The following is a 22,575-nucleotide window of genomic DNA, read 5'->3' as shown; positions in this document are numbered from 1 at the left end:
GCTACTCGGCAGCCTCACGAACCGTTTCTTGATTATTCTCATTCGCTGGACCTTTGTTGTTATCGATCTCGTCTTGATCGGTAATCTCATCGTCACCCAGCGTATCCTTCTTCTTTCTTCTAAAAATCGATTTAATGTCAAAACGGAGCCACGCAGCTGTGCCCATTATGTTGTTTGGCAAAGCTAGAAGAGTGGGTATCATCACAAGAGTTAAAACCGTTGAGTAAGCAAGTCCTGAGATAATAGCGGTTGAGAGCTGTACCCACCAGATTGAAGTGATGCCTCCCACTGACGTCGTTTGCGTAAAGAAGTTAAAGTTGATCTGAAGCGCCATTGGAATAAGGCCCAAAATGGTTGTTCCAGTTGTCAGTAGGATAGGGCGCAAACGTTGTGCGGCTGTCTTAATAACGGCCTGACGAATATCGGTCACACCATCTTCTCTCATACGGTTGAACGTATCGATCAAAACAATCGCATTGTTCACCACAATACCGGCGAGCGCAATTACGCCCGTACCTGTCATGATGATCGAGAATTTCTGCCCCGTTAACACCATACCGATCAATACACCTGAGACAGCCAAAATCACTGTCGAAAGCGTAATAATTGTCTGGTAGAATGAGTTAAACTGGGTCAGAAGGATGATGAACATCATAAACAATGCACCCATCGCAGCGTTAGCAAGGAATGTTTCAGATTCCTTCTGCTCTTCATCCGCACCACGGAACTTTATAAAGACACTATCCGGCCATTCTTGAGTATCAAGCCACTCTTGAATAACGCCAACTGCATCATCTGGCGTCGCATCTCGGCCATCAAATTGGGCACCAGTTGCTAGGCTCGCCTTAATATCCATTGCGTAGAGGCCATCTCTACGGACAATTGACGAGACTTTTGCGACTGGTTCACGAGTTACAAAGTTTGAAACAGGCACCTGACCGTTTGGAGTATTTATTCTAATTTGGTCAAACTGATCGAGTGTTCGCTGATCTTTTGGCAGCCGAACTCGTATTTCAACCTCGTCTTGCGAATTATCAGGACGGTATTTACCGATCATCACGCCGTTGGTCACGAGTTGTACCATTGACCCGACTTCGGTAATTGAGGTTTGATATCTGCCCGCTTGCACACGATCAACATCAAGTTGCCATTCGATACCAGGCAAAGGGCGACCATCTTCCTGGTCCGCAAGTAATTCAAGGCTGTCAAAATGCTGACGGACTTTAGAAACAGTTGCTATCATTGTTTCGTAATTGGTGGATTTGATCTCCAAACGGACATCTTTACCGGTGGGCGGCCCACCTTCGATTTTCTTTACCTCGACGCGGATACCGGCAATGTTGGCCGTCTGTTGACGGATATCATCAAAAATATCAGCAGCTACACGTCTGCAACAGAAGTCAGCAAGTTCGATCGTAATTTCACCCACGGTATCAGCGGGTTTATCTTGAACGCCACCAATTGGATTGTCTGCACCGCCTGAGCCCGCACTGGCATTCATAACTGAATTTTCAATACCCGGAATTGCCAGAATACGTTCATCGACCTCGGTCACAAGATCACGAATTTCTGCAGCTGATCTGTTGCCACGCACTGAAACCAATACGATAGCGACATCAGGCTCTTCATCCACGAAGAATTCAACACCTTTGTTATTTGCTCCAAAATAGGAAAAGGAAAATACAGTCATTGCTATAACGGCAACAAGAACGACGATATTTCCAAAAATGTTACCAATGAACATACTTAGAAAACGAGAGTACACTCCTGTAAAGCCCGTAAGCTTTTTGATATCGAGTTCAGCTTCCGCAGATAACATTCGAGCATTTCCATCGATAACCTCTTCATCGCGTTTACGACCTGATACCAATGTGAAAATGAATGCAGAGAATACGGCAACAAAAATTGCAGCAACAGCTACCACGCCAGCCTTCATTTCGACTGGAAATTCGTTGAGATTAGGGGATAGCCACAATCCTGCGCCGACGAGTCCTGCAGCCAGCAGGGATACAATATACTTTGCAAACTTTGCGATGAGCACGGAAACCTTAGCGAACAAAGTCCCTGTTACAGGCAGGAATACGAGTGCTGTAAGTAAAGAAGCTGACAGTACAATAATAACCATACGCGGCAGATAGCTCATGAACTCGCCGGGTACGCCTGGCCATAGAAGAAGCGGCAGGAACGCTGCAAGTGTCGTAGCCGTAGATGATACCACCGGCCAAAACATCAATCGTGCAGAACGCTTGTAGGCTTCGCCGGCTTCCATGCCCTCGGTTATCTTCCGATCGGCATATTCGGTCACCACAATGGCACCATCAACAAGCATACCAACGGTGATCACCATACCGAACATCACCATCATATTCACGGTCATGCCCAGTGAGCCAACGATCAGGAATGCGACCATGAATGAGCCTGGGATAGCCAGACCGACGAGAAGTCCGGAGCGAATACCTAACGCCCACACAACGCAGATCATCACGAGAACAATTGCCGTCATGATAGATGATTGTAGTGAACCCAGAACCTCAAAAATGAAACTTGACTGATCGATCAAAAAACTGACTTTAATTGTCTGAGGCCAATCCTTCGTAAATTCGTTTACGACTTCGCGAACTGTTTCGTTGTTTGCAATAATGTTCGTACCGATCCGCTTAACAACGGATATAGATATGGCAGGCTCGCCGTTCACACGAGTATAACTCGATGCTTCTTTGTAAGTTGGGCGAATTTCTGCAACATCACCAAGTGTGACGACACCCTCACCATTTTGTTTGATCGGTATGGAGTACACGTCTTGTGCATTTTCTAAAAGTCCGGGAACTTTAACGTTAAATCTACCTTGTCCATCATCGATAAATCCAGCAGGCACAAGTTGGTTGTTACTACTTACTGCATTGATAAGTTCAATTTGGGTAATGTTATAAGATTCAAGTTTTGTCAGATCTAAGATAACCTCTAGAACTTCGTCCCGATCGCCATTTAGTGTCGCTTCACGCACTGTTGAAATTGATTCAATTTCATCAGATAAGCGGTTGGCAAAGCTGGTTAAAGTTCGTTCAGGAACTTGACCTGAAAGTGTTACAATAATTGTCGGTTCAAGTGCAAAATTTGTTTCCGCAATGTTCGGTTCATCGGCTTCTGCAGGGAACTCGGCCTTTGCTTTGTCAACTTTATCTCGAATGGCCGCAAGCACGAGGTCTTTGTCTGAATCAATAGTAAATTCCAAGACTGCTAATGCAAGTCCTTCGTTTGAAACAGTCGTAATCTCTTTAAGACCGTCCAATCCGCGCAACTGTGTTTCGAGCGGTCGGACAAGCAATCGTTCAGCATCGCGTGGTGAGATACCCTGCTGTGATACGGTTACAAAATAAACCGGAACATCGATGTCAGGGTTTGCCTCTTTTGGCACATTTATATACGTCATAACGCCTGCGATAACCAAAACGACCATCAGCGTTAGAACTGTTTTTGGGCGAGAAATTATTGCCTGAAGTGCTTCAATCATGATTGTTGCTCTCTAAGGGAAGTCTGATTTTTTGCAGTTTCTTCGACCCCGAGGACTTTCTGCCCCGCAGCCACATACTCTTGCCCGACTGTGATTACACGTTGTCCGTTGGCCAAGCCACTAACCCACATTGTGTCAGGTGTTTGAGCCAAGATCTTGAGTTCGACAAAATCGACGACGTCATCATCACCGATAACTCTGACGCCGACATTACCATTATCGGCCAGCGTCAACCATGACGCCTTAATCTGATAGGCTTCATCAGAAGCTAGTGCGATATTTGCCGTTGCAGTAATTCCATCACGAATGCGATTCTGATCATTTGGAATTTCGATCTCAACGCGAAATGTTCGAGTTTGTTGGTCTGCAGTTGGCGCAATATAGCGGATTTTGCCCGAAACCTGTTCACCAGAGACCAGGCCAACTAACGCTCGATCACCATTCTTAATGGCTGCGACACTACGCTCAGATACCTGCCCAATGAATTTCATTGGGTTTGATTGTACGATTGTAGCACAGATATCACCGGGATTTAAAAGGTTCCCAATTTCGGCAATTGGGTCTTGAGCTGTACCTGAAGCCTTCGCGATAACATCGATGTTTTCCAGCTCTTTTTCTGCCTGTTCCAGACGAGCTTTGGCAGCATCTTTTGCTGATTGCATGGCAAGCAATTTAGCATTTGTACTGTAACCTTGCTCTTGCAATTGCTTATGTGCAAGATAATCAGACTCGGCCTGAATAAGGCCTGTTTTTGCCTGCAGTAGCGCTGATTTTCGTACGCCGGCATCCAGACGACAGAGAAGGTCGCCCTCTTTGACGAAGTCGCCTTTTTCGATGAAGCGCTCTTCAACAACACCAGATGTTTCCGCTCTTACTTGAACAATTGAAGCTGCTTCTGTTCTTCCTCGTAAAGAGAGTACTTGTTCGCGAATTTCAGGTGAAATAGTCGTGAAACGAACTTTTTGTAATATCTGTTCCGAGCCAGCTCGTTCGGCGGGTGGTGGGGTTGCATTTTCAGATTCTGCCTGCCCGCCGACAATGATGTCGCCTTGCAGCATCCAACCAATTACGCCGCCTGCAATGAGTACTGCAACGATATGTGAACCTTTTAAGCCGAAGGCCATGAGTTACTCCAATTATTCTGCTGGCGTAAGTGCTTGGGAGGACACTTTTGCGAGCGATTCAAGTTTTTTTCTGTTTTTAATAAGGTACTCAAGCGAGTTCTTTTGGCAGTCATGCCCATAATCTGCGATCCATTTCGTGCCCTCGTGCTCTGTTTCACGACAGGACTTATTTATAAACTCTAGATCATTCTCAAGCTGCTTTATTCGGTGGTCAATTGCATTGACAAGAGTTTCACGGTCCAGCAATTCTGCACACATCGCGATCAATAAGAACTCTGATTTAAATGTATCTTGCTTGGGAGGCTCAACCATGTGTGTGGTGAGCTCTGTTCGGCCTGCTTCAGTAATTGAGTAGACTTTACGTGCTGGCTTCCCCGGTTCACGTTCTTCGTGTGAGGTCAAAAACCCTTCGGCTTCGAGCTTGTTCAATGCTGGATATATCGAACCATAACTTGCATCAACAAAATATGCATAGTGCGTTTCCGACGACATTTTTTTTATTTCATAACCAGTTGCTTGGCCGAAATTTAAAATTGCAAGGCAGAGTGTTCTAATATTCATGGTTGGCTGTTTCCGATATATTGTTCATCGGCATATATCAATTCGATATATAAAATGCAAGTATGATTATAAAAAATCATATATCGAAAAAGAATATACTTGGTAAGCAGATGCTAAGTGCAAATCAAATATAGCTCATATTTTATTATGTTGAGATACGGTCTAATGCCAATTTTAACTTGGTAGCTGGTAGTTAAGAAACTTTTCTTTTCTTACATCAAAAAGCTTACCTGTAACGGTTACACCAGGTGCGAAGATGGGCACAATTTTCGCAGCGACTTCTTCTGCGAGGGGAAGTGTATCCGCATTTTCTCCAGGCATCGCTTGAGCACGCATTGCTGTGCGGGTTGCGCCGGGATTAACAGAATTGACACATATACCGCGCTTTTCAACTTCTGCAGCCCAAACCCGCGCCAAAGCTTCTACTGCCGCTTTTGATGTTGAATATGCGCCCCAAAATGGCTTGCAGGAATGTGCGACACCAGATGATATAATAGCGGCGCGGCCTGAGTCAGATTTTGCTAACAAAGGTTCGATGGATCGGATTAAACGCCAAGTTGCTGTAACGTTTAGATGCATAACTTTTTCAAATATCTTGGCATCAATGTGGCCAATAGGGGTGATTGGGCCAAGCATTGCGGCATTTGCAACGAGAATGTCGAGTTTACCAAAACGTTCTTGCAGTGCAGAACCAATATTGTCGATTCCATCAAGATCCATGAGGTCGTGAGGGATTAAAGTCGCGTTGCCACCAACCTTTTGAATTTCATCATCGAGTTCTTCTAAGCCACCTACAGTTCTGGCAAGCGCGATCACGTGAGCACCATTTTTTGCTAACTCTACCGCAGTTGCAAAGCCAATTCCGCGCGATGCACCGGTAACAAGTGCGACTTTATTTTCAAGATTATCATTCATTTAAATTGACCTAGGCGAGCATTGCTGCACGTCGCAGTTGACTAACGTTTTCTTGATCGGCAAGGCGTGTGGGATAATCACCAGTGAAATAGTGATCGGTAAATTGTGGTGATTTAGCATCTCGCTTTATACCACCAACCGCATCGTAAAGCCCATCAATACTTATAAATTTCAGTGAATCTGCGCCTATATGCTTACGCATTTCTTCTAGTGTTTCATGTTGATTAGCAAGCAACCCATCTCGGTCTGGTGTGTCAATACCATAGAAATCAGGATAGTAGATTTCTGGACTTGCGACCCGGATATGAACCTCAAGAGCGCCAGCCTCTCGCATCATTTCTACAATTTTTATCGATGTTGTTCCGCGAACAATAGAATCATCAATAAGGACAACTCTTTTGCCGGCGACTACACCTGGGTTGGCAGAATGCTTTAATTTTACGCCAAGAGCGCGAATTTGTTGGGTCGGCTCGATAAAGGTTCGTCCAACGTAGTGATTGCGAATGATCCCGAGTTCAAACGGGATACCACTTTCTTGCGCGTAGCCAATGGCTGCAGGTGTGCCGCCATCTGGTACAGGTACTACGACATCAGCTTCAACAGGCGCTTCTTGAGCCAAATTAATACCTGAACGTTTACGTGTTTCATACACATTACGACCACCTACGATCGAATCCGGTCTGGCGAAATAGACATATTCAAACAAACATATTTTCTCTGGCTGTTTGACGGTAGACTTGCGGCTTTCAATTGAAATTGAACCATCCGCTTGTCGTTCGCAAATAATTAGTTCGCCGTTTTCAACGTCTCGCACAAACTTTGCGCCAATAATATCGAGTGCGCAGGTTTCTGAACAAAATATTGGCTTACCATCGAGATCACCCATGACAAGCGGGCGGATGCCGTTAGGGTCGCGCGCGGCGATCAGTTTTGTGCGGGTGAGGGCAAGCATCGCAAAGCCGCCTTCAATATGGGATATGGCATCAGCAAAACGATCTGCGGATGATTTGTGCCACGAGCGCGCTATCAGATGCAGAACAACTTCAGAGTCCGATGTAGATTGGCAAATAGCGCCGCTGGAAATTAGCTGATTGCGAAGTGTTAAACCATTGGTGAAATTGCCGTTATGTGCAATTGCAATGCCGCCATTGTGCAATTCGGCAAAAAGCGGTTGGATATTGCGTAACCCTTCGCCTCCTGTTGTAGAGTATCGCACGTGGCCAATCGCCATATTCCCTGGCAGTCGGGCTAAAACCGCTGGGTCAGTATAGTGATCTCCTACAAGACCCAACCTTCGTTCTGAATGAAATTGTTCACCATTAAAGGTGACGATGCCTGTTGCTTCTTGCCCGCGATGTTGAAGGGCGTGAAGGCCTAATGCTGTTAAGGTCGTAGCATCTGGGTGGTCTAAAATACCAAATACACCACATTCTTCATGTAAGGAATCTGCTTCTGCATCATCGATCGAACATTCTGCATTAGAAAAATCGGCGAGTGTCATATGGAGCTATCCATTCATTTAGACTTTAAAAAGTCAGATTTATAAATTCTATGCGTCAGTATCGCCAGTAGCGTCGTCTTCGCTTTTCTTGCGGATGCTGTCGATAATAGAGCTATCTGCGTCTTCAGGTAATATATTAACAAGTTTAACGCCGAGCGAGTCCAAAAGAGGTTTAGATTTTGCTTCAGCTATCCATGTTGGTTGTTTTTCTTCAGCAATAAGCCAATTTAAGAATTGCACGGCCACAACCATGATTAAAACACCGCGAGCGGCACCAAATACAAATCCTAATGTGCGATCCAGAACGCCGATACGGCTATCAATGATGAAATCTGCAAGTCGCATTGTGATATAAGAAACGATAATCAATGTAACCAGAAAAATTGCTGCGGCTGATCCAATGGCCGCAAGCGATTTAGACGATGTGTATTGCAGCGCATAAGGCTCCAGGTATGGATACAAGAAAAATGCAGCTGCAGCGGCTGCAACCCAAGAAGCAACAGCTAGAACCTCGCGTGAAAAACCACGCACCATAGCAAGCATCGCAGATACAAGTGTGACGCCGATAAAAATTCCGTCAAATAATGTGATAGGCATATTGGTCAAAACCCGTAGAGCAATTTTTTGAAACCGCTATCATGTTGGGCTGATAAGGGCAACATTGCAATGCAGACATTCCTTATTTATTTTTCGTCAGGATTGGAGCCTTTTGCAATTTCAGCAACCATTTCCATCAAAGAATCAACCTGACGCCAATTTCCGGCATCTTTTGGCACGTCCACAGATCCATTCGGCAATGTAGCCTGTTCAAAGCCAAGTTTAAGTGCCTCTTTTAGTCTTAATCCTGTTTGGGCGACGGGTCTGATTGAACCTGACAGGCTGATTTCTCCAAAATAAACACTATCAGAGGGAAGTGGGGACCCTGCCAGAGATGATACGAGTGCCGCCGCTATTGCCATGTCTGCCGCAGGTTCGGTAATTCGATATCCGCCAGCAATGTTAAGGTAAACATCATGATTTCCAAGCCGAACACCACAATGAGCTTCCAGAACCGCTAGAATCATTGACAATCGGGCTGAATCCCAACCTACAATCGCTCTACGTGGGGTGCCCAAGTTCGAAGGCGCTACCAGTGCCTGGACCTCAACCAACACAGGGCGTGTACCTTCAATGCCCGCAAAAACAGCATTCCCCGGGGCTGCGGTATTACGCTCACCCAAGAAAAGTTCCGATGGATTAATAACTTCGCGTAAGCCTTTGTCTGACATTTCAAAAACGCCGATCTCATCGGTTGGACCAAAGCGATTTTTAACGGTGCGCATAATGCGATAGTGATGTCCGCGGTCACCTTCAAAATACAAAACCCCATCCACCATATGTTCGACAACGCGTGGGCCTGCAATTTGGCCATCCTTGGTAACGTGCCCGACCAAAACCATGGCGGTTCCTGTTTGTTTGGCAAATCGGATCATCGCATGCACACCGGTGCGGACTTGTGTAACTGTTCCAGGTGCCGCTTCGGCAAGATCGCTCCAAAGTGTTTGAATAGAGTCAATAATGACGAAATCGGGTTTATCACCGTCGACCAGTGTTGCCAAAATATCTTCGACATTTGTTTCTGCAGCCAGCATGACATCGCTGTCGGCCGCGCCCAGCCGCTTTGCACGTAAGCGAACTTGCGCAACAGCTTCTTCGCCAGATACATAAATAACTTTGTGACCTTGGCGTGCCAGTGCTGCAGCTGCTTGCATTAAGATGGTTGATTTACCAATGCCAGGGTCACCACCAACTAGAATAGCCGATCCACGAACAAAACCGCCACCTGTAACGCGGTCGAGTTCGGAGATATTGGTTTTAATGCGTGGCGCTTCTTCTATTTCACCAGATAGTGTGGTGAGCGCTACGGCACGGCCTTTTTTAGGTGTTTTTCCCGGACCTCCACCAATGCCACCTTTGGGATCGTCCTCTACGATGGTATTCCATTCACCGCAACCGTCGCATTTGCCGGCCCAACGGGTATGCACAGTGCCGCAATTTTGGCACACAAATTGTGTTCTGTTTTTCGCCAATTACTCGATGTCCTAAATAAATATTCATGTTTTGTTCTCATTGATAAAGTATTATTAAATGAGTTGCAACATGGTGAATTTATTTAATTTTATGAATATTTGTGTCGCGCGCGTCCAAAATTAGTCAGGATTTCGTAGCTGACTGTCCCCGAAGCTTCTGCAAGCTCATCGATTGTGATATTCTTGCCCGTGATCTCCACCCAGTCACCGATGTTTATACTGTTGTTTTTTAAGCTGGAGCAATCAAACATCGATATATCCATTGTGATACGCCCCACATTTGGAATGTGATGTCCGTTAACAAAGCCGCGCATACCGGTTGGCCGTACTTTACGTGCAGGGACGCCGTGACCGGATGCCGAGCGGGGCAGGCCATCTGCGTAACCAATTCCCAGCGTTGAAATAGTCATGTTTTGCGGAGCTATGAAAGTTCCGCCATAACTAATGGATTCACCTTTTGCTACCGTTTTTATATCGATGATTTGGGCTTCCAGTTTAAACACAACTTCCATTGGGTTTGCTCTATCTACTAGTGGATTTCCACCATAAATTGCGATGCCGGGCCGTGTGAGATGAAAGTGTGAATCCGGATTGGTGATGATAGCAGCAGAATTTGCCATGCTTGCTTCGATGCCAGTGAAGGTGGATACAATCGACGAGAATGCTTTCAATTGTTCTTCGTTTTTTATGTCCACGGGCTCATCGGCATTTGCAAAATGACTTAGAATAAGGTCAGGTTTTTCGCTTAAGTTATCGAGAATGCTATTCGCATCAGAATGCTGGATTCCTATCCGGTTCATGCCTGTGTTAAACTGAATTGCAAACGGGTGCCGCCTTTGCAGTTTTTGCCATTGTTCCAAATGATGTGCTGAACCTATGATCGGAATAAGATTACTGGTAATAATTTTTTCTCTGCTTTGCGGTAAATACCCGCTGAGTATATAAATTTTGGAAGAAGGAGCTAATCTTCTTACCAATTCACCTTCAACCGCATCGGCAACAAAGAAATCGGCGCAACCGTTATTCAAAAGAATGGGAACAACAGTGTCGATTCCACATCCATAAGCATTCGCTTTAACTGCCGCGCCGCAACGCGCCGAACCTGACAGATTTTTTAGTTGCTGAAAATTGCGCGCAATTGCGTTGGTATCAATCGTTAGTCGGACTGTTGGTGTGAGATTAATGGTCATTTACCAGCTGGTCATAAGACCCATCCGCCAAATCGGAGAAACGTGTATATTGAGCCTGGAAGCCAAGTTTTACAGTACCTGTGGGACCATGTCGTTGTTTTGCGATGATCACATCTGCTGTGCCACGAACTTTTGCCATCTCTTCTTCCCACGCAAGATATTCTTCGTTACGAATATCATTAGCTTCTTCTTCTGGTGAGCGGCGAGGTTCTTTGTTTTGTGTGTAATATTCTTCCCGATACACAAAAAGCACCACATCGGCATCCTGCTCAATAGACCCTGACTCACGCAAATCGGAAAGTTGTGGACGTTTATCATCACGGTTTTCGACCTGACGAGAAAGCTGGGAGAGGGCTATAATGGGAACATGAAGTTCCTTGCCAAGAGCTTTGAGGCCCGTTGTAATCTCGGTGATTTCTTGAACACGATTTGAATTGTTTTTCGAAGAGCCCGTCATAAGTTGAATATAATCCACTACGAGCACATCAAGCCCACGTTGACGCTTTAAGCGTCTGGCTCTTGCGGCGAGCTGTGCAATAGAAATACCACCTGTTTGGTCAATGAAAAGCGGTGTTTTTTGCATCATCTGCGAGCAAGCAACCAGTTTTTCAAAATCGGCTTCAGTAATTTCACCGCGACGAATTTTAGACGATGAAACTTCGGTTTGTTCAGAAATAATACGGGTGGCCAACTGTTCGCTGGACATCTCTAGGGAGTAAAAGCCGACGACGCCACCATTTTTGGCCGTGGTTGTTCCATCAGCCTGCACTTCTGGTTCAAATGCATTTGCGATGTTAAACGCAAGGTTGGTCGCAAGCGATGTTTTACCCATACCAGGACGACCGGCAAGGACAATCAAATCCGAACGTTGCAGGCCACCCATGCGACCATCTAGCGAATGAATACCTGTCGAAATGCCGGATAGGCTTCCATCACGCTGATAAGCTTCGCCAGCAAGATCAATTGCAAGTGCGACTGCATCATTAAAACTTTGGAACCCGCCATCATAGCGGCCTGTTTCCGCAAGCTCAAAAAGACGGCGCTCCGTGTCTTCGATCTGTCCTTGCGGCGGCATGTCAACAGGTGCATCGTAAGCAATGTTGACCATATCTTCGCCAATGGTGATGAGCGAGCGCCGTAAAGCAAGATCATAGATCGCGCGTCCATAATCTTCGGCATTAATGATTGTTACAGCTTCTGCGGCTAGTCGCGCTAGATACTGAGCAACCGTTAGATCGCCAATTTTATCGTCAGAAGGTAGAAAGGTTTTGATTGTAACCGGGTTTGCCGTTTTACCCATGCGGATAATGTCGCCAGCAACCTGAAATATGTTTCTGTGCAGCGGTTCATTAAAATGTTCCGGCTTTAGGAAATCTGAAACACGATAAAAAGCATCATTATTAACAAGCATTGCGCCCAATAGCGCTTGTTCTGCCTCCAGGTTATTTGGTGCTTCACGATAGGTTGGCTCCGCATTTTGATTGGAGGCTATCGAGGTTATATTTGGTGCAGCATCATTCATAACGTTGGGTGGGTACCTTAAATCATCGGTCAAATTACAGTGATAAAGACACGTAGCGTTCTATGTATTCCAGGACTATCTAAAAAATGAAGTTTTCACCGTTGTCCCAGTGATTCACAACACAAAAATATTTATCGAAAATCGTACGTTGCTCTATTGACTGAATTCCGAATCAGATTCTCTACTTCGTTGTATCATATTTTGGCCAATTTGAGCCTAAATGACGATTCTAAAGGTGCTATTTTATTTAATCGATTTATTTTCTGGGTAAATGTTACCGATAACAGGTTTGTACGAGTAGTTTTTGTAAAAGATCCTGCTATTCTCCCAAATCTGACTTAATCTCATAAAGTATTTAAGAGCAAAAAGGTAAATTATGGCAAATGCGGAAATAGGCGTTATCGGGTTGGCAGTTATGGGCGCAAATCTGGCGCTTAATATTGCGGACAATGGTTATAAGGTTGCGGTGTTTAACCGGACTTATGCTCGAACAGAAGAATTTATGAAAAGTGCTGGCGAATTGGTGGGTCAACTGATTCCTTGCAAAACTCTTGAAGAATTTATTGCCGCGATCCGTCCACCACGCCCTGTGATAATCATGGTTAAAGCAGGTGAGCCTGTTGATATGCAAATCCAGGCTCTTAAACCTCTTATGACTGATGATGACATTATTATCGACGCTGGTAATGCAAATTTTCGTGATACGCTTCGCCGTGGTGAAGAAATGTCACAGACGGCGCTCACCTTTATTGGAATGGGCGTTTCCGGTGGTGAAGAGGGCGCACGACGTGGCCCATCAATTATGGTTGGTGGCAAACAAGCATCTTATCCACGAGTACAAAAAGTGCTTGAAGCTATTTCTGCTAAATATAATGGAGAACCGTGTGCCGCTTGGCTTGGGGAAAACGGGGCAGGGCATTTTGTAAAAACCATTCACAACGGTATTGAATATGCCGATATGCAAATGATTGCGGAAGTTTATGGCATTATGCGAGATCGCTTAGCTATGCCCGCAGCGGAAATTTCTGACGTATTTGCGAAATGGAACGAAGGCCCGCTTGAATCCTACCTGATTGAGATTACTGCCAAAGTTCTTAAGGCCATAGATCCTAAAACAGATCGTCCGATGATAGAATTAATTTTGGATGCTGCAGGCCAAAAGGGAACTGGACGATGGTCAGCAATTGAAGCATTGCAGATGGGTGTTCCAGCTACCGGTATTGAGGCGGCAGTTGCTGCGAGAAGCCTATCAGCTGCAAAAGATGAGCGTCTTCATGCGGAGAAAGTTCTCGGCTTGCCACAATCACTTGGTGATTCTGATGACAAAGATGCGGTTATTGCGGATCTTGAGATGGCATTACTCGCAGGTAAGATTGCAGCATATGCGCAGGGGTTTGCTGTTATGTCCGCAGCGTCTAAAGAGTTTAGCTGGGGGCTTCCGATGCCGACAATCGCAAAGATCTGGCGTGCAGGCTGTATTATTCAATCGCGCTTTCTGGATGAGATTTCAACGGCCTTCTCTAAAGAGCCTGATGTTGCAAATCTTGCTGTTACTCCGAGTTTTTCAAAGATGTTGCAAGATTGTGATGCTCCGTTAAGACGTGTTGTAAGCGACGCCGTGCTCAACGGCTCGCCCGCAGTTGCATTGGCGAGTGCGATTTCGTATTTTGATACATACCGCAGAGGACAGGGGACTGCGAACCTTATTCAGGCGCAACGTGATTTCTTTGGAGCACATGGGTTTAAACGTGTGGATGAAGAAGGCGATCATCACGGACCGTGGGGTAGTAGTTGATCTGGGTCAATTACATCCGATGTTAATCTGATATTGGTGACGAAACTGGTGAATTGCAGTTTTGTCGCATTGGCATTAGATTACCGATGCATTAAAAGCGGCATAAAGCTGAATATGTATTTGTTAAGATTGCCTACGGAGGCTCAAATGGATTTTGAGAGTTTTTTCAACACGTCACTTGACGGTCTTAAAGAAGAAGGCCGTTATCGCGTGTTTGCCGACTTGGAACGCCACCGTGGTAATTTTCCTAAAGCGACACGCCATTGTCCTGATGGATCAATATCAGACGTAACTGTCTGGTGCTCGAATGATTATCTTGGTATGGGGCAAAACCCAAAAGTCATGGAGGCCATGAAAAAGGCTATCGATGATGCCGGGACCGGTGCAGGTGGTACGCGGAATATCTCTGGGACAACGCACTACCATGTTTTGCTGGAGAAAGAACTTGCAGATCTTCACGGTAAAGATGATGCATTGCTGTTCACTTCAGGTTATGTATCCAATTGGGCGGCATTGGGTACCTTGGCTTCTCAAATCCCCGGTTGCATTGTTTTTTCCGATGCTTCTAATCATGCATCAATGATCGAAGGTATTCGTCACTCCCGTGCCCAAAAAGTTATTTGGAAGCATAATGATGTGGCTGATTTGGAGGCAAAGCTTGCTGCTGCTGACCCCGATGCGCCAAAATTGATTGCGTTTGAAAGCGTATATTCAATGGATGGTGATATCGCACCTATCGCTGAAATTTGCGATCTTGCTGATAAATATGGGGCAATGACGTATCTGGATGAAGTTCATGCAGTTGGCCTTTACGGACCGCGCGGCGGTGGTGTTGCCGAACGTGAGGGCATTATGGATCGCCTGACCGTCATCGAGGGGACTCTAGGTAAAGCATTTGGTGTTATGGGCGGTTATATTACGGCCTCTACTGCTCTGTGCGATTTCGTGAGAAGTTTTGCATCCGGCTTTATTTTCACAACAGCTCTTCCGCCAGCCATTGCAGCAGGTGCTGCTGCAAGCATTCAATATCTGAAGGTCAGCGATATGGAGCGTATGCGTCAACGCGAACGAGTAAAATCTTTGCGTGCAAAGCTTGACGCAAGAGGCATTCCGCACATGGAAAATCAAAGCCATATTGTTCCTGTCATGGTGGGAAATGCTGCGAAGTGTAAAATGATTTCTGATATGCTTTTGGATAATTATGGCATTTATGTTCAGCCGATTAATTACCCAACAGTGCCCAAAGGAACAGAGCGTTTGCGCTTTACACCTTCACCAATGCACACAAATGAAGATATAGATCATTTGGTTGATTCGCTTCATGATCTGTGGTCACAATGTGCACTGTCTCGTGCGGTTGCTTAATTTTAGACATTGTCATTAAATTGATAGATAACCCCCTTAGAGAACAACGTTTCCTGAGGGGGTAATTGTTTGTGATGAAAATTTTGCGTTGTTGTACAAATTATGCCATTTGATGCGCGAATGATTACGTAAGCTCTCGATAATTATTGTTGGGTTTTAAAATGATGGTATCTAATGCACAAAGATATGCGGCTGAATTGGTCGGGACAGCATTCCTGCTCGCAACCGTAGTTGGTTCGGGGATCATGGCAGAACAGCTTTCCGGTGGAAATGTTGCCATTGCGCTTTTAGGAAACACAATACCGACTGGTGCTATTCTAGTTGTACTTATCACAATGTTTGGTCCGATATCCGGCGCGCATTTTAATCCGGCTGTAACACTTGTATTTAAGCTGCGTGGCGACATAACAATGGGTGATAGTCTTCTCTATGTTCTGGTGCAGATAATTGGTGGGATAATTGGTGTTTGGGCGGCTCATATTATGTTTGATCTGAGTATTTTTCAGTTTTCTGAAAAAGTGCGGGCGGGTAGCGCGCAGTGGTTTTCAGAAGGTGTGGCCACTTTTGGGCTCGTGGCGACAATTCTTCTGACGTTAAAGGCTAAGGAAAGTGCCGTCGCCGTTGCAGTGGGTCTGTATATCACGGCTGCCTATTGGTTTACAGCCTCAACCTCTTTTGCCAACCCAGCGGTAACGATAGCCCGAAGCTTTTCGAATACATTTGCCGGCATCCGCGCGGCGGATGTGCCTTATTTTATTTTAGCGCAGATTATTTTTGCAATTATTGCTTGGTTATTTTGCACCTGGATTTCCAAAGAAAAGCAGACATAGATGATAAGCAAGATACCTGTTACGGTCATTACTGGATATCTAGGTGCGGGTAAGACCACTCTGCTTAATCGAATATTATCCGAAAAACACGACAGAAATTATGCTGTTATCGTCAATGAGTTTGGTGAAATTGGCATAGATGGCTCATTGGTTGTTGGTGCTGATGAAGACATATTCGAAATGAGCAATGGCTGTATTTGCTGTAGCGTTCGTGGTGATTTGATCGAAACCGTTGATAATTTGCTCGCAAGCGGTCGACAGTTGGACGCAATAATCATTGAGACCACTGGTCTCGCTGACCCTGCGCCTGTGGCACAAACCTTTCTGCAAGAAGAAAATGTGCGGTCCAAAACGCAGCTTGATGCAATTGTTACGGTGGTAGATGCGAAACACCTGACCAAGGAGTTAGAAACCTCGCGTGAGGCAAAAGAGCAGATTGCATTTGCAGATATTATCATTTTGAATAAAGTGGATTTAGTTAGCGATATCAATTCTTTAAAAGCGTTAGTTGAATCAATTAATCCACTTGCAAATCTCTATGAGACAAATCATTGTCAGATCGATTTGAACCTGCTTTTATCGCAAAACGCTTTTGCCCTCGACCGTAATTTGGTTCGAGATCCGAACTTCCTGAAATCTCACCACCACCATCACGACAGAGATGTTCAGAGCTTCTCATTACAGGCTGATCGTCCTTTGGATCGGCAACTGTTTTTTTCTTGGATGCAGTGGGTTCTTGAGCATTTCGGCATGGATATGTTGCGCACCAAGGGTATATTGAGCTTTGCGAATGAGGATGAGCGATTTGTGATTCAAGGTGTTCATCAGCTGATCGAAGGCGTAGCACAACGGCCATGGGGAACTGATGAGCAGAGAACGAGCCAGCTCGTATTTATAGGACGTAAATTGCCCCAATCGATCATTGAAGAAGGGTTTTATGCTTCTCAGGTTGCTCATGGATAAAAATAAACCCGCCGGAGCTATCCGGAGGGTTCAAATGTTCAGTTATCAAACCTGTTTAATCAACAAAAGCACGCTCGATGACAAAGTCAGCCGGCTTGCTATTCGCACCTTCTTCGAACCCGCGCGCTTCCAACAAAACCTTAAGATCATTGATCATGGCCATAGAACCGCAAATCATGACGCGATCTGTTTCAGGATTTAGATCTGGTAAGCCCGTAACTTTAGCTAAAGTACCATCTTCTATTAGATTAGTTATGCGGCCATTTTGTGCACTGTCTTCGCGTGTTGTAGACGTGAAGTGAATTAGCTTTTCTTTCGCTTCTTCGCCTACAAGCAGGTCTTCTTTCGTAAGCGCAACTGTATCAACACCATATTGAAGCTCAGCAACTTCACGACAAGTGTGTGTGAGAATAACTTTATCGAAGTTCTCATAGGCCTCTGGGTCACGCATAACAGATGCGAATGGTGCGATACCTGTTCCAGTTGATATCATATAAAGGTTTTTTGCTGGTGTTAGCGCATCCATTACCAGCGTTCCAGTGGATTTCTGGCGCATCCAGATTGTATCGCCGGGCTGAATCTTTTGCAGATGCTCGGTGAGAGGTCCGCCTGGAACTTTAATCGAGAAAAATTCAATCTCTTCATCCCAAGATGGGCTGGCAATAGAATAAGCTCTGAAAAGAGGTTTTCCTTCTGACGGAAGTCCAATCATGACAAATTCGCCAGAGCGAAATCTAAAACTTGCGGGCCGAGTGATTCTGAATTTGAACAGGCGATCAGTATAATGTTCGACCGAAATCACTTTTTCAGCAAAGGTTGCTTTTGGAAGAGGAAATTCTTCTTTTTGCTCTGCAACATCTTGTGTGGACACTGGCATTCTCCAACGGACTTAAACGCAGAATATTGCACTGCGGTATGTTGATATGTGATTGTTTTTTACAGTTCTCTGTTAGAGAAAGACAGGTTTATTTTTCTAACTCTAGGTGTTCGCGTAAAAACCTGGTCCGTTCTTGATGAATTTATCGCGCTTTTAAACCACATAATGGACTGATGCGATGAATCTGTTCAAAATAAAAGACCCGCGTAATGAATACACGGATCTTCTTAAAATTGAATTGATTCAAATCAAGATGTAGCGAAAGTAATCGATTCATCAATCGCGGCTACCATTTCGTCAATATCGTCTTTTGTACAGATCAATGCCGGGCTCATGCAAAGCGTATTGTTAAAACCAGGAAGTGATCTGTTTGTCATACCCATGATCACAGCGTGTTCTGACATGCAGCGACCAACGATCTTTTGCACTAGCGCTTCGGGGGCCGCTTCTTTGGTATCGCGGTTGGTAACGAGTTCGGCTCCACAGAAAAGACCCTTACCACGAACGTCGCCGATTAACTCGTGCTTGCCTTTAAGCTCTTCGAGTTTTTCAACAAGGTATGCACCCATTACATTGGTGTTTTCAAGAAGGTTTTCGTCTTCGAGAATACGCATATTTTCAAGAGCAGCTGCGGGACCAGCAGTACATCCGCCAAATGTTGAAATATCGCGGAAATAGCTCATGTGGTCATCAGGTGTGCTTTTGAATTCATTGAAGACCGCTTCTGTTGTTACACAGCAAGAAATCGCTGCATAGCCTGACGCAACACCTTTTGCCATTGTTACCATATCTGGTTCAATACCATAGTGCTGGTAGCCAAACCACTCGCCTGTGCGGCCCATTCCGCAGACCACTTCGTCAATGATTAGAAGAACGTCATGCTCTTTGCAGATTTCTTGCACGCGATCCCAGTAGCCTTTTGGCGGAACAATAACGCCGCCGCCAGCGGTGACTGGTTCAAGGATAAGAGCGCCAACAGTGTCCGCACCTTCACGTAAAATAACTTCCTCGATCGCATTCGCAGCGCGAATACCATAATCCTCAACGTCGCCCCATTGTGAACGATATTCCAGACAATGCGGAACAGAAACAAAACCTGGTGTGAAGGGACCATATTGTGCTTTGCGCTCTTCTTGTCCACAAGAGGAAAGGGCCGTGATTGTTGTACCGTGGTAGTCACGCTCACGGTATAAAATCTTATGCTTCTTGCCGCCATATTTGTTGTGCGCGATTTGGCGTACAATTTTATAGGCTTTTTCATTCGCTTCTGATCCGGAATTTGCGTAGTAGACACGCTTCATGCCCGGCATTTTGCTAATCAGGCGCTCAGAAAAGTTGGCCGCTGGAACGCTGCCAACAGTATTGCCAAAAAAGTTCATTTTGACGAGTTGATCTCGAACGGCATTTGCAATGGTTTCTCGACCATAGCCTACATTAACAGTCCAAACGCCACCGGACACTGAATCCAGATGCGAGCGACCAGCCTGGTTCCATACACGCAAGCCCTTGCCCTCTATTACGATCAGGGGATCACTTTCGTCGAACTTTTTATGTTGTGTGAGATGATGCCATACATGAGCGCGGTCATTTTCGACGACATCACTAAAGTCATTCTGATTGTTCAAGCCATCCATGGCAAATCTCCTTTAATTTGGTATTACATTAGATAGAAGCAGATTAGTCAAACAGTGCCTGATTAAATACATCTATGGTGCCAGATGGATCAAGTAATTTGTCAGGAATTATCGACTAGATAATTAAATGCAAATTTGTCGGGTAAATGAAAGCCCTTTTTAAGAAAATCTCAAACTTGAGAAGTATGAGTTCCATTGACTAATACAAGGATTAAAGGATACATCGCTACTGAGAAGCTAAAACACCACACATGGTTTTAGCAAAATTGGCACTAAGTTCTGACATGACGCTCTATAAAGATCATATCCCTAAGTTTGCCGTTGCTCCCATGATGGATTGGACAGACAAACATTGTCGGTTTCTTCATCGGCAATTGAGTCAGCATGCGCTGCTTTACACGGAAATGGTTGTTGCAGACGCGATTATCCACGGTGATCAGCAACGATTACTTGGTTATGATGATAGCGAGCACCCCATTGCTGTGCAGCTGGGAGGTTCAGACCCAGAGAAGCTGAAAATAGCTGCAAAAGTATGCGAAGAATTTGGGTATGATGAAATTAATCTAAATGTTGGTTGCCCGTCAGATAGGGTTCAATCAGGGACATTCGGTGCATGTTTGATGCGAGAGCCCGAACTTGTGGCCTCTTGTGTTGATGCAATGAAATCTGTTGTGGGTATTCCAGTGACAGTCAAATGCCGCATCGGTGTTGACGAGCAAGATGAAGAACTGGCGCTTGATGAACTGACATCGCATGTTCGTGGGGCGGGGGTGGATGCGTTGTGGGTCCATGCTCGAAAAGCATGGCTCGATGGATTATCTCCTAAGGAGAACCGAGATATTCCACCACTTAATTATGAACGTGTTTATCGCCTTAAAGATAAAAATGCTGACCTGTTTGTTGGTATTAATGGTGGCATTGCTGATTTAGATACCGCAACCGCCCAAATGAACTATGTGGATGGAGTTATGCTTGGTCGCGCGGCCTATCATAATTCCAGCTTGCTAGCTGATGTTGATCATTTGGTTTATGGGCTTAAGCCAAGTCAAGTAGATTGGATAAAGGTTTGCGATGCAATGATTGATCATGCTAAAAAGCATATGGAGCAGGGCGGAAGGCTTATCCATATCACGCGACATATGGTTGGATTGTTTCACGGATTGCCGGGTGCGCGGCGTTATCGGCAAATTCTTTCAACAGATGCTGTCAAAAATGATGCCTCGCCAGATATAATCAGAAAAGCACTTGCAGAGGTAAGACTTCCGCTATTTGAAAGTGCCTAATTCAAGCTTATTCTGCTGCTGGAATTGGCTTTGGACTACCATTCTCGTCCAGCGCAACCATAACAATTTTTGCATCCGTGACTTTTTCCATGACATCTGTGAGGTATCGTTGCACCCAAGCATCGACTTGAAGTGTCATCGATGTTGTCCCGACTTTTACAATATCGATGTAGATGCCAAGAGTATCGCCGATCTTCACGGGCTTTTTAAATACCATCTCTTTTACTGCAGCTGTTACAACGCGTCCATGGGCTCGTTCGGCTGCGCGAATACCGCTGGCTAGATCCATTTGGGCCATCACCCAACCACCGAAAATATCTCCGGCAGCATTAGCATCACCGGGCATTGCCAGCGTTCTAAGGGTAAGTTCACCCGTTGGTTTGTCGTCTTTGCTCATTTGGATGCGCCTTTTGTGTCGGGAATCATAGAGTTAATTTTAGGATAATATTTCATTTACCTCAATCTGCGATAATCTGCTCTTGTTGTCCTGCCTTTGGAGTTATGCGTATGTTGCAGGTTGTTCGCCTTTTAACAAAATTTAGACGAAACACTTCCGTTCTGATGGCTTTTTTGCTTTCGAGTGTATTGGTCTTGACCAGCTGTTCACCCAATAGTGTGCTTTCCCCTCCCGGGGATATTGTGTCATCCATTACACCGTTGAGTACGACACCAACTTCAGTACCACAATTGCCGCCCATGATTTCATCGTTGGATGGACCAACACCTGAGGGTCAAACTCAACCGGAACAGCGGAAAGAGGTGGCGACATTATTTTCACCGCAAGCCATACTTGGTCGTGCAAAACCAGCAGAATCTGTATGCCAGCGCCAATTAAGACGATTGGGTGTGCGTTTTGACACACCGCCTCCGGTAGTTGGACCGGGTTCTTGTGGTATTGCTAGTCCTGTGAAGGTTAAATCATTATCTGGTGGTATAGACGTTGTGCCTGATGCTACATTGAATTGCCCCATGGCCTTAGCGTTCGCAAAGTGGGTCAAGAACGAATTAAGTGGTGCTGCGCGCATGCGATACCTGTCAGGTATCAAAAGCATTCATCAAATGTCTTCCTACTCCTGTCGCACGATGAACTCAAAAAGAGGAGCTAAAATGTCTGAGCATTCCAAAGGGAATGCAATTGATATTGGAAAGATCAAACTCAACAGCGGTAAAACGATTGTTGTAAAGCGACCTGGTTTTTTTGCATTTCGGGAGAAAGGACTTTTGCACAAAGTCCGCGCTCAAAGTTGCAAATATTTTACGACCGTACTTGGCCCTGGAAGTGACGTGCACCACCGAGATCATTTTCATTTTGATCTAAGGCAACGCAAAACTGGGTATAGACATTGCGATCTTTAGGTTCTGCTTCGAGTTAATTTAAGCTGGTTATTTTAAGCTAACTCTCCTATGAGATGAATAATCTTAAAAGGGTGGGGTT

The 22,575-nt window shown here is 45.2% G+C and carries 18 protein-coding genes; 6 read left to right on the top strand and 12 right to left on the bottom strand.

Going from position 1 to position 22,575, the window contains the following annotated elements; translation table 11 throughout:
* Position 1: 1 nt before the first annotated feature.
* The 9 genes from G3W54_RS19280 to G3W54_RS07460 all read right to left on the bottom strand — a co-directional run bounded on the left by G3W54_RS19280 (position 2) and on the right by G3W54_RS07460 (position 12,393).
* Positions 2-3,511, bottom strand: coding sequence for an efflux RND transporter permease subunit (locus G3W54_RS19280; protein WP_162652466.1), 3,510 nt, complete (start codon positions 3,509-3,511; stop codon positions 2-4).
* A complete protein-coding gene (locus tag G3W54_RS07495) occupies positions 3,508-4,635 on the bottom strand; it encodes an efflux RND transporter periplasmic adaptor subunit (RefSeq protein ID WP_162652465.1) in 1,128 nt (375 codons plus the stop codon). The genes G3W54_RS19280 and G3W54_RS07495 overlap by 4 nt, the downstream gene beginning before the upstream one ends.
* A gap of 12 nt (positions 4,636-4,647) precedes the next feature.
* Entirely contained in the window at positions 4,648-5,196 is a 549-nt protein-coding gene (locus G3W54_RS07490; RefSeq protein ID WP_162652464.1) for a PadR family transcriptional regulator, read from the bottom strand.
* Positions 5,197-5,370: 174 nt separating this feature from the next.
* Positions 5,371-6,111 carry an SDR family NAD(P)-dependent oxidoreductase gene (locus G3W54_RS07485; protein WP_162652463.1) on the bottom strand — a complete coding sequence of 247 codons (741 nt, stop codon included), beginning with the start codon at positions 6,109-6,111 and terminating at the stop codon, positions 5,371-5,373.
* 10 nt (positions 6,112-6,121) lie between these two features.
* Entirely contained in the window at positions 6,122-7,612 is a 1,491-nt protein-coding gene (gene purF / locus G3W54_RS07480) for an amidophosphoribosyltransferase (protein WP_162652462.1), read from the bottom strand.
* Between the two features lie 48 nt (positions 7,613-7,660).
* Entirely contained in the window at positions 7,661-8,209 is a 549-nt protein-coding gene (locus G3W54_RS07475) for a CvpA family protein (RefSeq protein WP_162652461.1), read from the bottom strand.
* A gap of 86 nt (positions 8,210-8,295) precedes the next feature.
* Positions 8,296-9,681, bottom strand: a complete 1,386-nt coding sequence (gene radA, locus G3W54_RS07470) for a DNA repair protein RadA (protein ID WP_162652460.1) — start codon at positions 9,679-9,681, stop codon at positions 8,296-8,298.
* Positions 9,682-9,770: 89 nt separating this feature from the next.
* Positions 9,771-10,871, bottom strand: coding sequence for an alanine racemase (gene alr / locus G3W54_RS07465; protein ID WP_162652459.1), 1,101 nt, complete (start codon positions 10,869-10,871; stop codon positions 9,771-9,773).
* Complete coding sequence (locus tag G3W54_RS07460; protein WP_162652458.1) at positions 10,861-12,393, bottom strand: replicative DNA helicase; 1,533 nt, start codon at positions 12,391-12,393, stop codon at positions 10,861-10,863. The genes alr and G3W54_RS07460 overlap by 11 nt, the downstream gene beginning before the upstream one ends.
* A 376-nt stretch (positions 12,394-12,769) precedes the next feature.
* Here G3W54_RS07460 and gndA point away from each other — a divergent pair, with 376 nt between their 5' ends.
* The 4 genes from gndA to G3W54_RS07440 all read left to right on the top strand — a co-directional run bounded on the left by gndA (position 12,770) and on the right by G3W54_RS07440 (position 17,346).
* The gene (gene gndA, locus G3W54_RS07455; RefSeq protein WP_162652457.1) at positions 12,770-14,188 is read left to right on the top strand and encodes an NADP-dependent phosphogluconate dehydrogenase; all 1,419 of its coding nucleotides are present in this window, start codon (positions 12,770-12,772) and stop codon (positions 14,186-14,188) included.
* 147 nt (positions 14,189-14,335) lie between these two features.
* Positions 14,336-15,553, top strand: a complete 1,218-nt coding sequence (gene hemA, locus G3W54_RS07450) for a 5-aminolevulinate synthase (protein ID WP_162652456.1) — start codon at positions 14,336-14,338, stop codon at positions 15,551-15,553.
* A gap of 161 nt (positions 15,554-15,714) precedes the next feature.
* The gene (locus tag G3W54_RS07445; protein WP_162652455.1) at positions 15,715-16,383 is read left to right on the top strand and encodes an MIP/aquaporin family protein; all 669 of its coding nucleotides are present in this window, start codon (positions 15,715-15,717) and stop codon (positions 16,381-16,383) included.
* On the top strand, positions 16,384-17,346 hold the full coding sequence (locus tag G3W54_RS07440; protein WP_162652454.1) for a GTP-binding protein: 963 nt from the start codon (positions 16,384-16,386) through the stop codon (positions 17,344-17,346). It abuts the gene before it with no gap.
* Between the two features lie 55 nt (positions 17,347-17,401).
* Here the strand turns inward: G3W54_RS07440 and G3W54_RS07435 are convergent, their stop codons facing one another.
* Both G3W54_RS07435 and G3W54_RS07430 read right to left on the bottom strand, forming a co-directional pair.
* The gene (locus G3W54_RS07435) at positions 17,402-18,223 is read right to left on the bottom strand and encodes a ferredoxin--NADP reductase (protein WP_162652453.1); all 822 of its coding nucleotides are present in this window, start codon (positions 18,221-18,223) and stop codon (positions 17,402-17,404) included.
* A gap of 248 nt (positions 18,224-18,471) precedes the next feature.
* A complete protein-coding gene (locus G3W54_RS07430) occupies positions 18,472-19,857 on the bottom strand; it encodes an aminotransferase class III-fold pyridoxal phosphate-dependent enzyme (RefSeq protein WP_162652452.1) in 1,386 nt (461 codons plus the stop codon).
* 284 nt (positions 19,858-20,141) lie between these two features.
* On the opposite strand from G3W54_RS07430, the gene dusA reads away from it, so the two are divergent.
* Positions 20,142-21,140: a tRNA dihydrouridine(20/20a) synthase DusA gene (dusA, locus tag G3W54_RS07425; RefSeq protein WP_162653604.1), complete on the top strand. Its 999-nt coding sequence runs from the start codon at positions 20,142-20,144 to the stop codon at positions 21,138-21,140.
* Between the two features lie 7 nt (positions 21,141-21,147).
* Here the strand turns inward: dusA and G3W54_RS07420 are convergent, their stop codons facing one another.
* Positions 21,148-21,537: an acyl-CoA thioesterase gene (locus G3W54_RS07420; RefSeq protein WP_162652451.1), complete on the bottom strand. Its 390-nt coding sequence runs from the start codon at positions 21,535-21,537 to the stop codon at positions 21,148-21,150.
* Positions 21,538-21,779: 242 nt separating this feature from the next.
* Between G3W54_RS07420 and G3W54_RS07415 the strand changes: the two genes are divergently transcribed.
* Positions 21,780-22,496 (top strand): extensin family protein, encoded by a 717-nt coding sequence (locus G3W54_RS07415; protein ID WP_244627854.1) that lies wholly within the window; start codon positions 21,780-21,782, stop codon positions 22,494-22,496.
* Positions 22,497-22,575: the final 79 nt, after the last annotated feature.

The organism is Lentilitoribacter sp. Alg239-R112 (assembly GCF_900537175.1).
Taxonomy (GTDB): domain Bacteria; phylum Pseudomonadota; class Alphaproteobacteria; order Rhizobiales; family Rhizobiaceae; genus Lentilitoribacter.
The sequence above is the reverse complement of the archived record's forward strand: the minus strand, read 5'-3'. Positions and strand labels throughout refer to the sequence as shown.

What these genes read in the sequence shown, in the direction of transcription:
- alr (WP_162652459.1), bottom strand. Translation starts at nt 10,871, where the DNA reads ATGACCATTAATCTCACACCAACAGTCCGACTAACGATTGATACCAAC.
- gndA (WP_162652457.1), top strand. Translation starts at nt 12,770, where the DNA reads ATGGCAAATGCGGAAATAGGCGTTATCGGGTTGGCAGTTATGGGCGCA.
- G3W54_RS07440 (WP_162652454.1), top strand. Translation starts at nt 16,384, where the DNA reads ATGATAAGCAAGATACCTGTTACGGTCATTACTGGATATCTAGGTGCG.
- G3W54_RS07475 (WP_162652461.1), bottom strand. Translation starts at nt 8,209, where the DNA reads ATGCCTATCACATTATTTGACGGAATTTTTATCGGCGTCACACTTGTA.
- G3W54_RS19280 (WP_162652466.1), bottom strand. Translation starts at nt 3,511, where the DNA reads ATGATTGAAGCACTTCAGGCAATAATTTCTCGCCCAAAAACAGTTCTA.
- G3W54_RS07495 (WP_162652465.1), bottom strand. Translation starts at nt 4,635, where the DNA reads ATGGCCTTCGGCTTAAAAGGTTCACATATCGTTGCAGTACTCATTGCA.
- hemA (WP_162652456.1), top strand. Translation starts at nt 14,336, where the DNA reads ATGGATTTTGAGAGTTTTTTCAACACGTCACTTGACGGTCTTAAAGAA.
- G3W54_RS07435 (WP_162652453.1), bottom strand. Translation starts at nt 18,223, where the DNA reads ATGCCAGTGTCCACACAAGATGTTGCAGAGCAAAAAGAAGAATTTCCT.
- G3W54_RS07420 (WP_162652451.1), bottom strand. Translation starts at nt 21,537, where the DNA reads ATGAGCAAAGACGACAAACCAACGGGTGAACTTACCCTTAGAACGCTG.
- G3W54_RS07460 (WP_162652458.1), bottom strand. Translation starts at nt 12,393, where the DNA reads ATGAATGATGCTGCACCAAATATAACCTCGATAGCCTCCAATCAAAAT.
- G3W54_RS07445 (WP_162652455.1), top strand. Translation starts at nt 15,715, where the DNA reads ATGATGGTATCTAATGCACAAAGATATGCGGCTGAATTGGTCGGGACA.
- G3W54_RS07485 (WP_162652463.1), bottom strand. Translation starts at nt 6,111, where the DNA reads ATGAATGATAATCTTGAAAATAAAGTCGCACTTGTTACCGGTGCATCG.
- dusA (WP_162653604.1), top strand. Translation starts at nt 20,142, where the DNA reads ATGACGCTCTATAAAGATCATATCCCTAAGTTTGCCGTTGCTCCCATG.
- G3W54_RS07430 (WP_162652452.1), bottom strand. Translation starts at nt 19,857, where the DNA reads ATGGATGGCTTGAACAATCAGAATGACTTTAGTGATGTCGTCGAAAAT.
- G3W54_RS07490 (WP_162652464.1), bottom strand. Translation starts at nt 5,196, where the DNA reads ATGAATATTAGAACACTCTGCCTTGCAATTTTAAATTTCGGCCAAGCA.
- purF (WP_162652462.1), bottom strand. Translation starts at nt 7,612, where the DNA reads ATGACACTCGCCGATTTTTCTAATGCAGAATGTTCGATCGATGATGCA.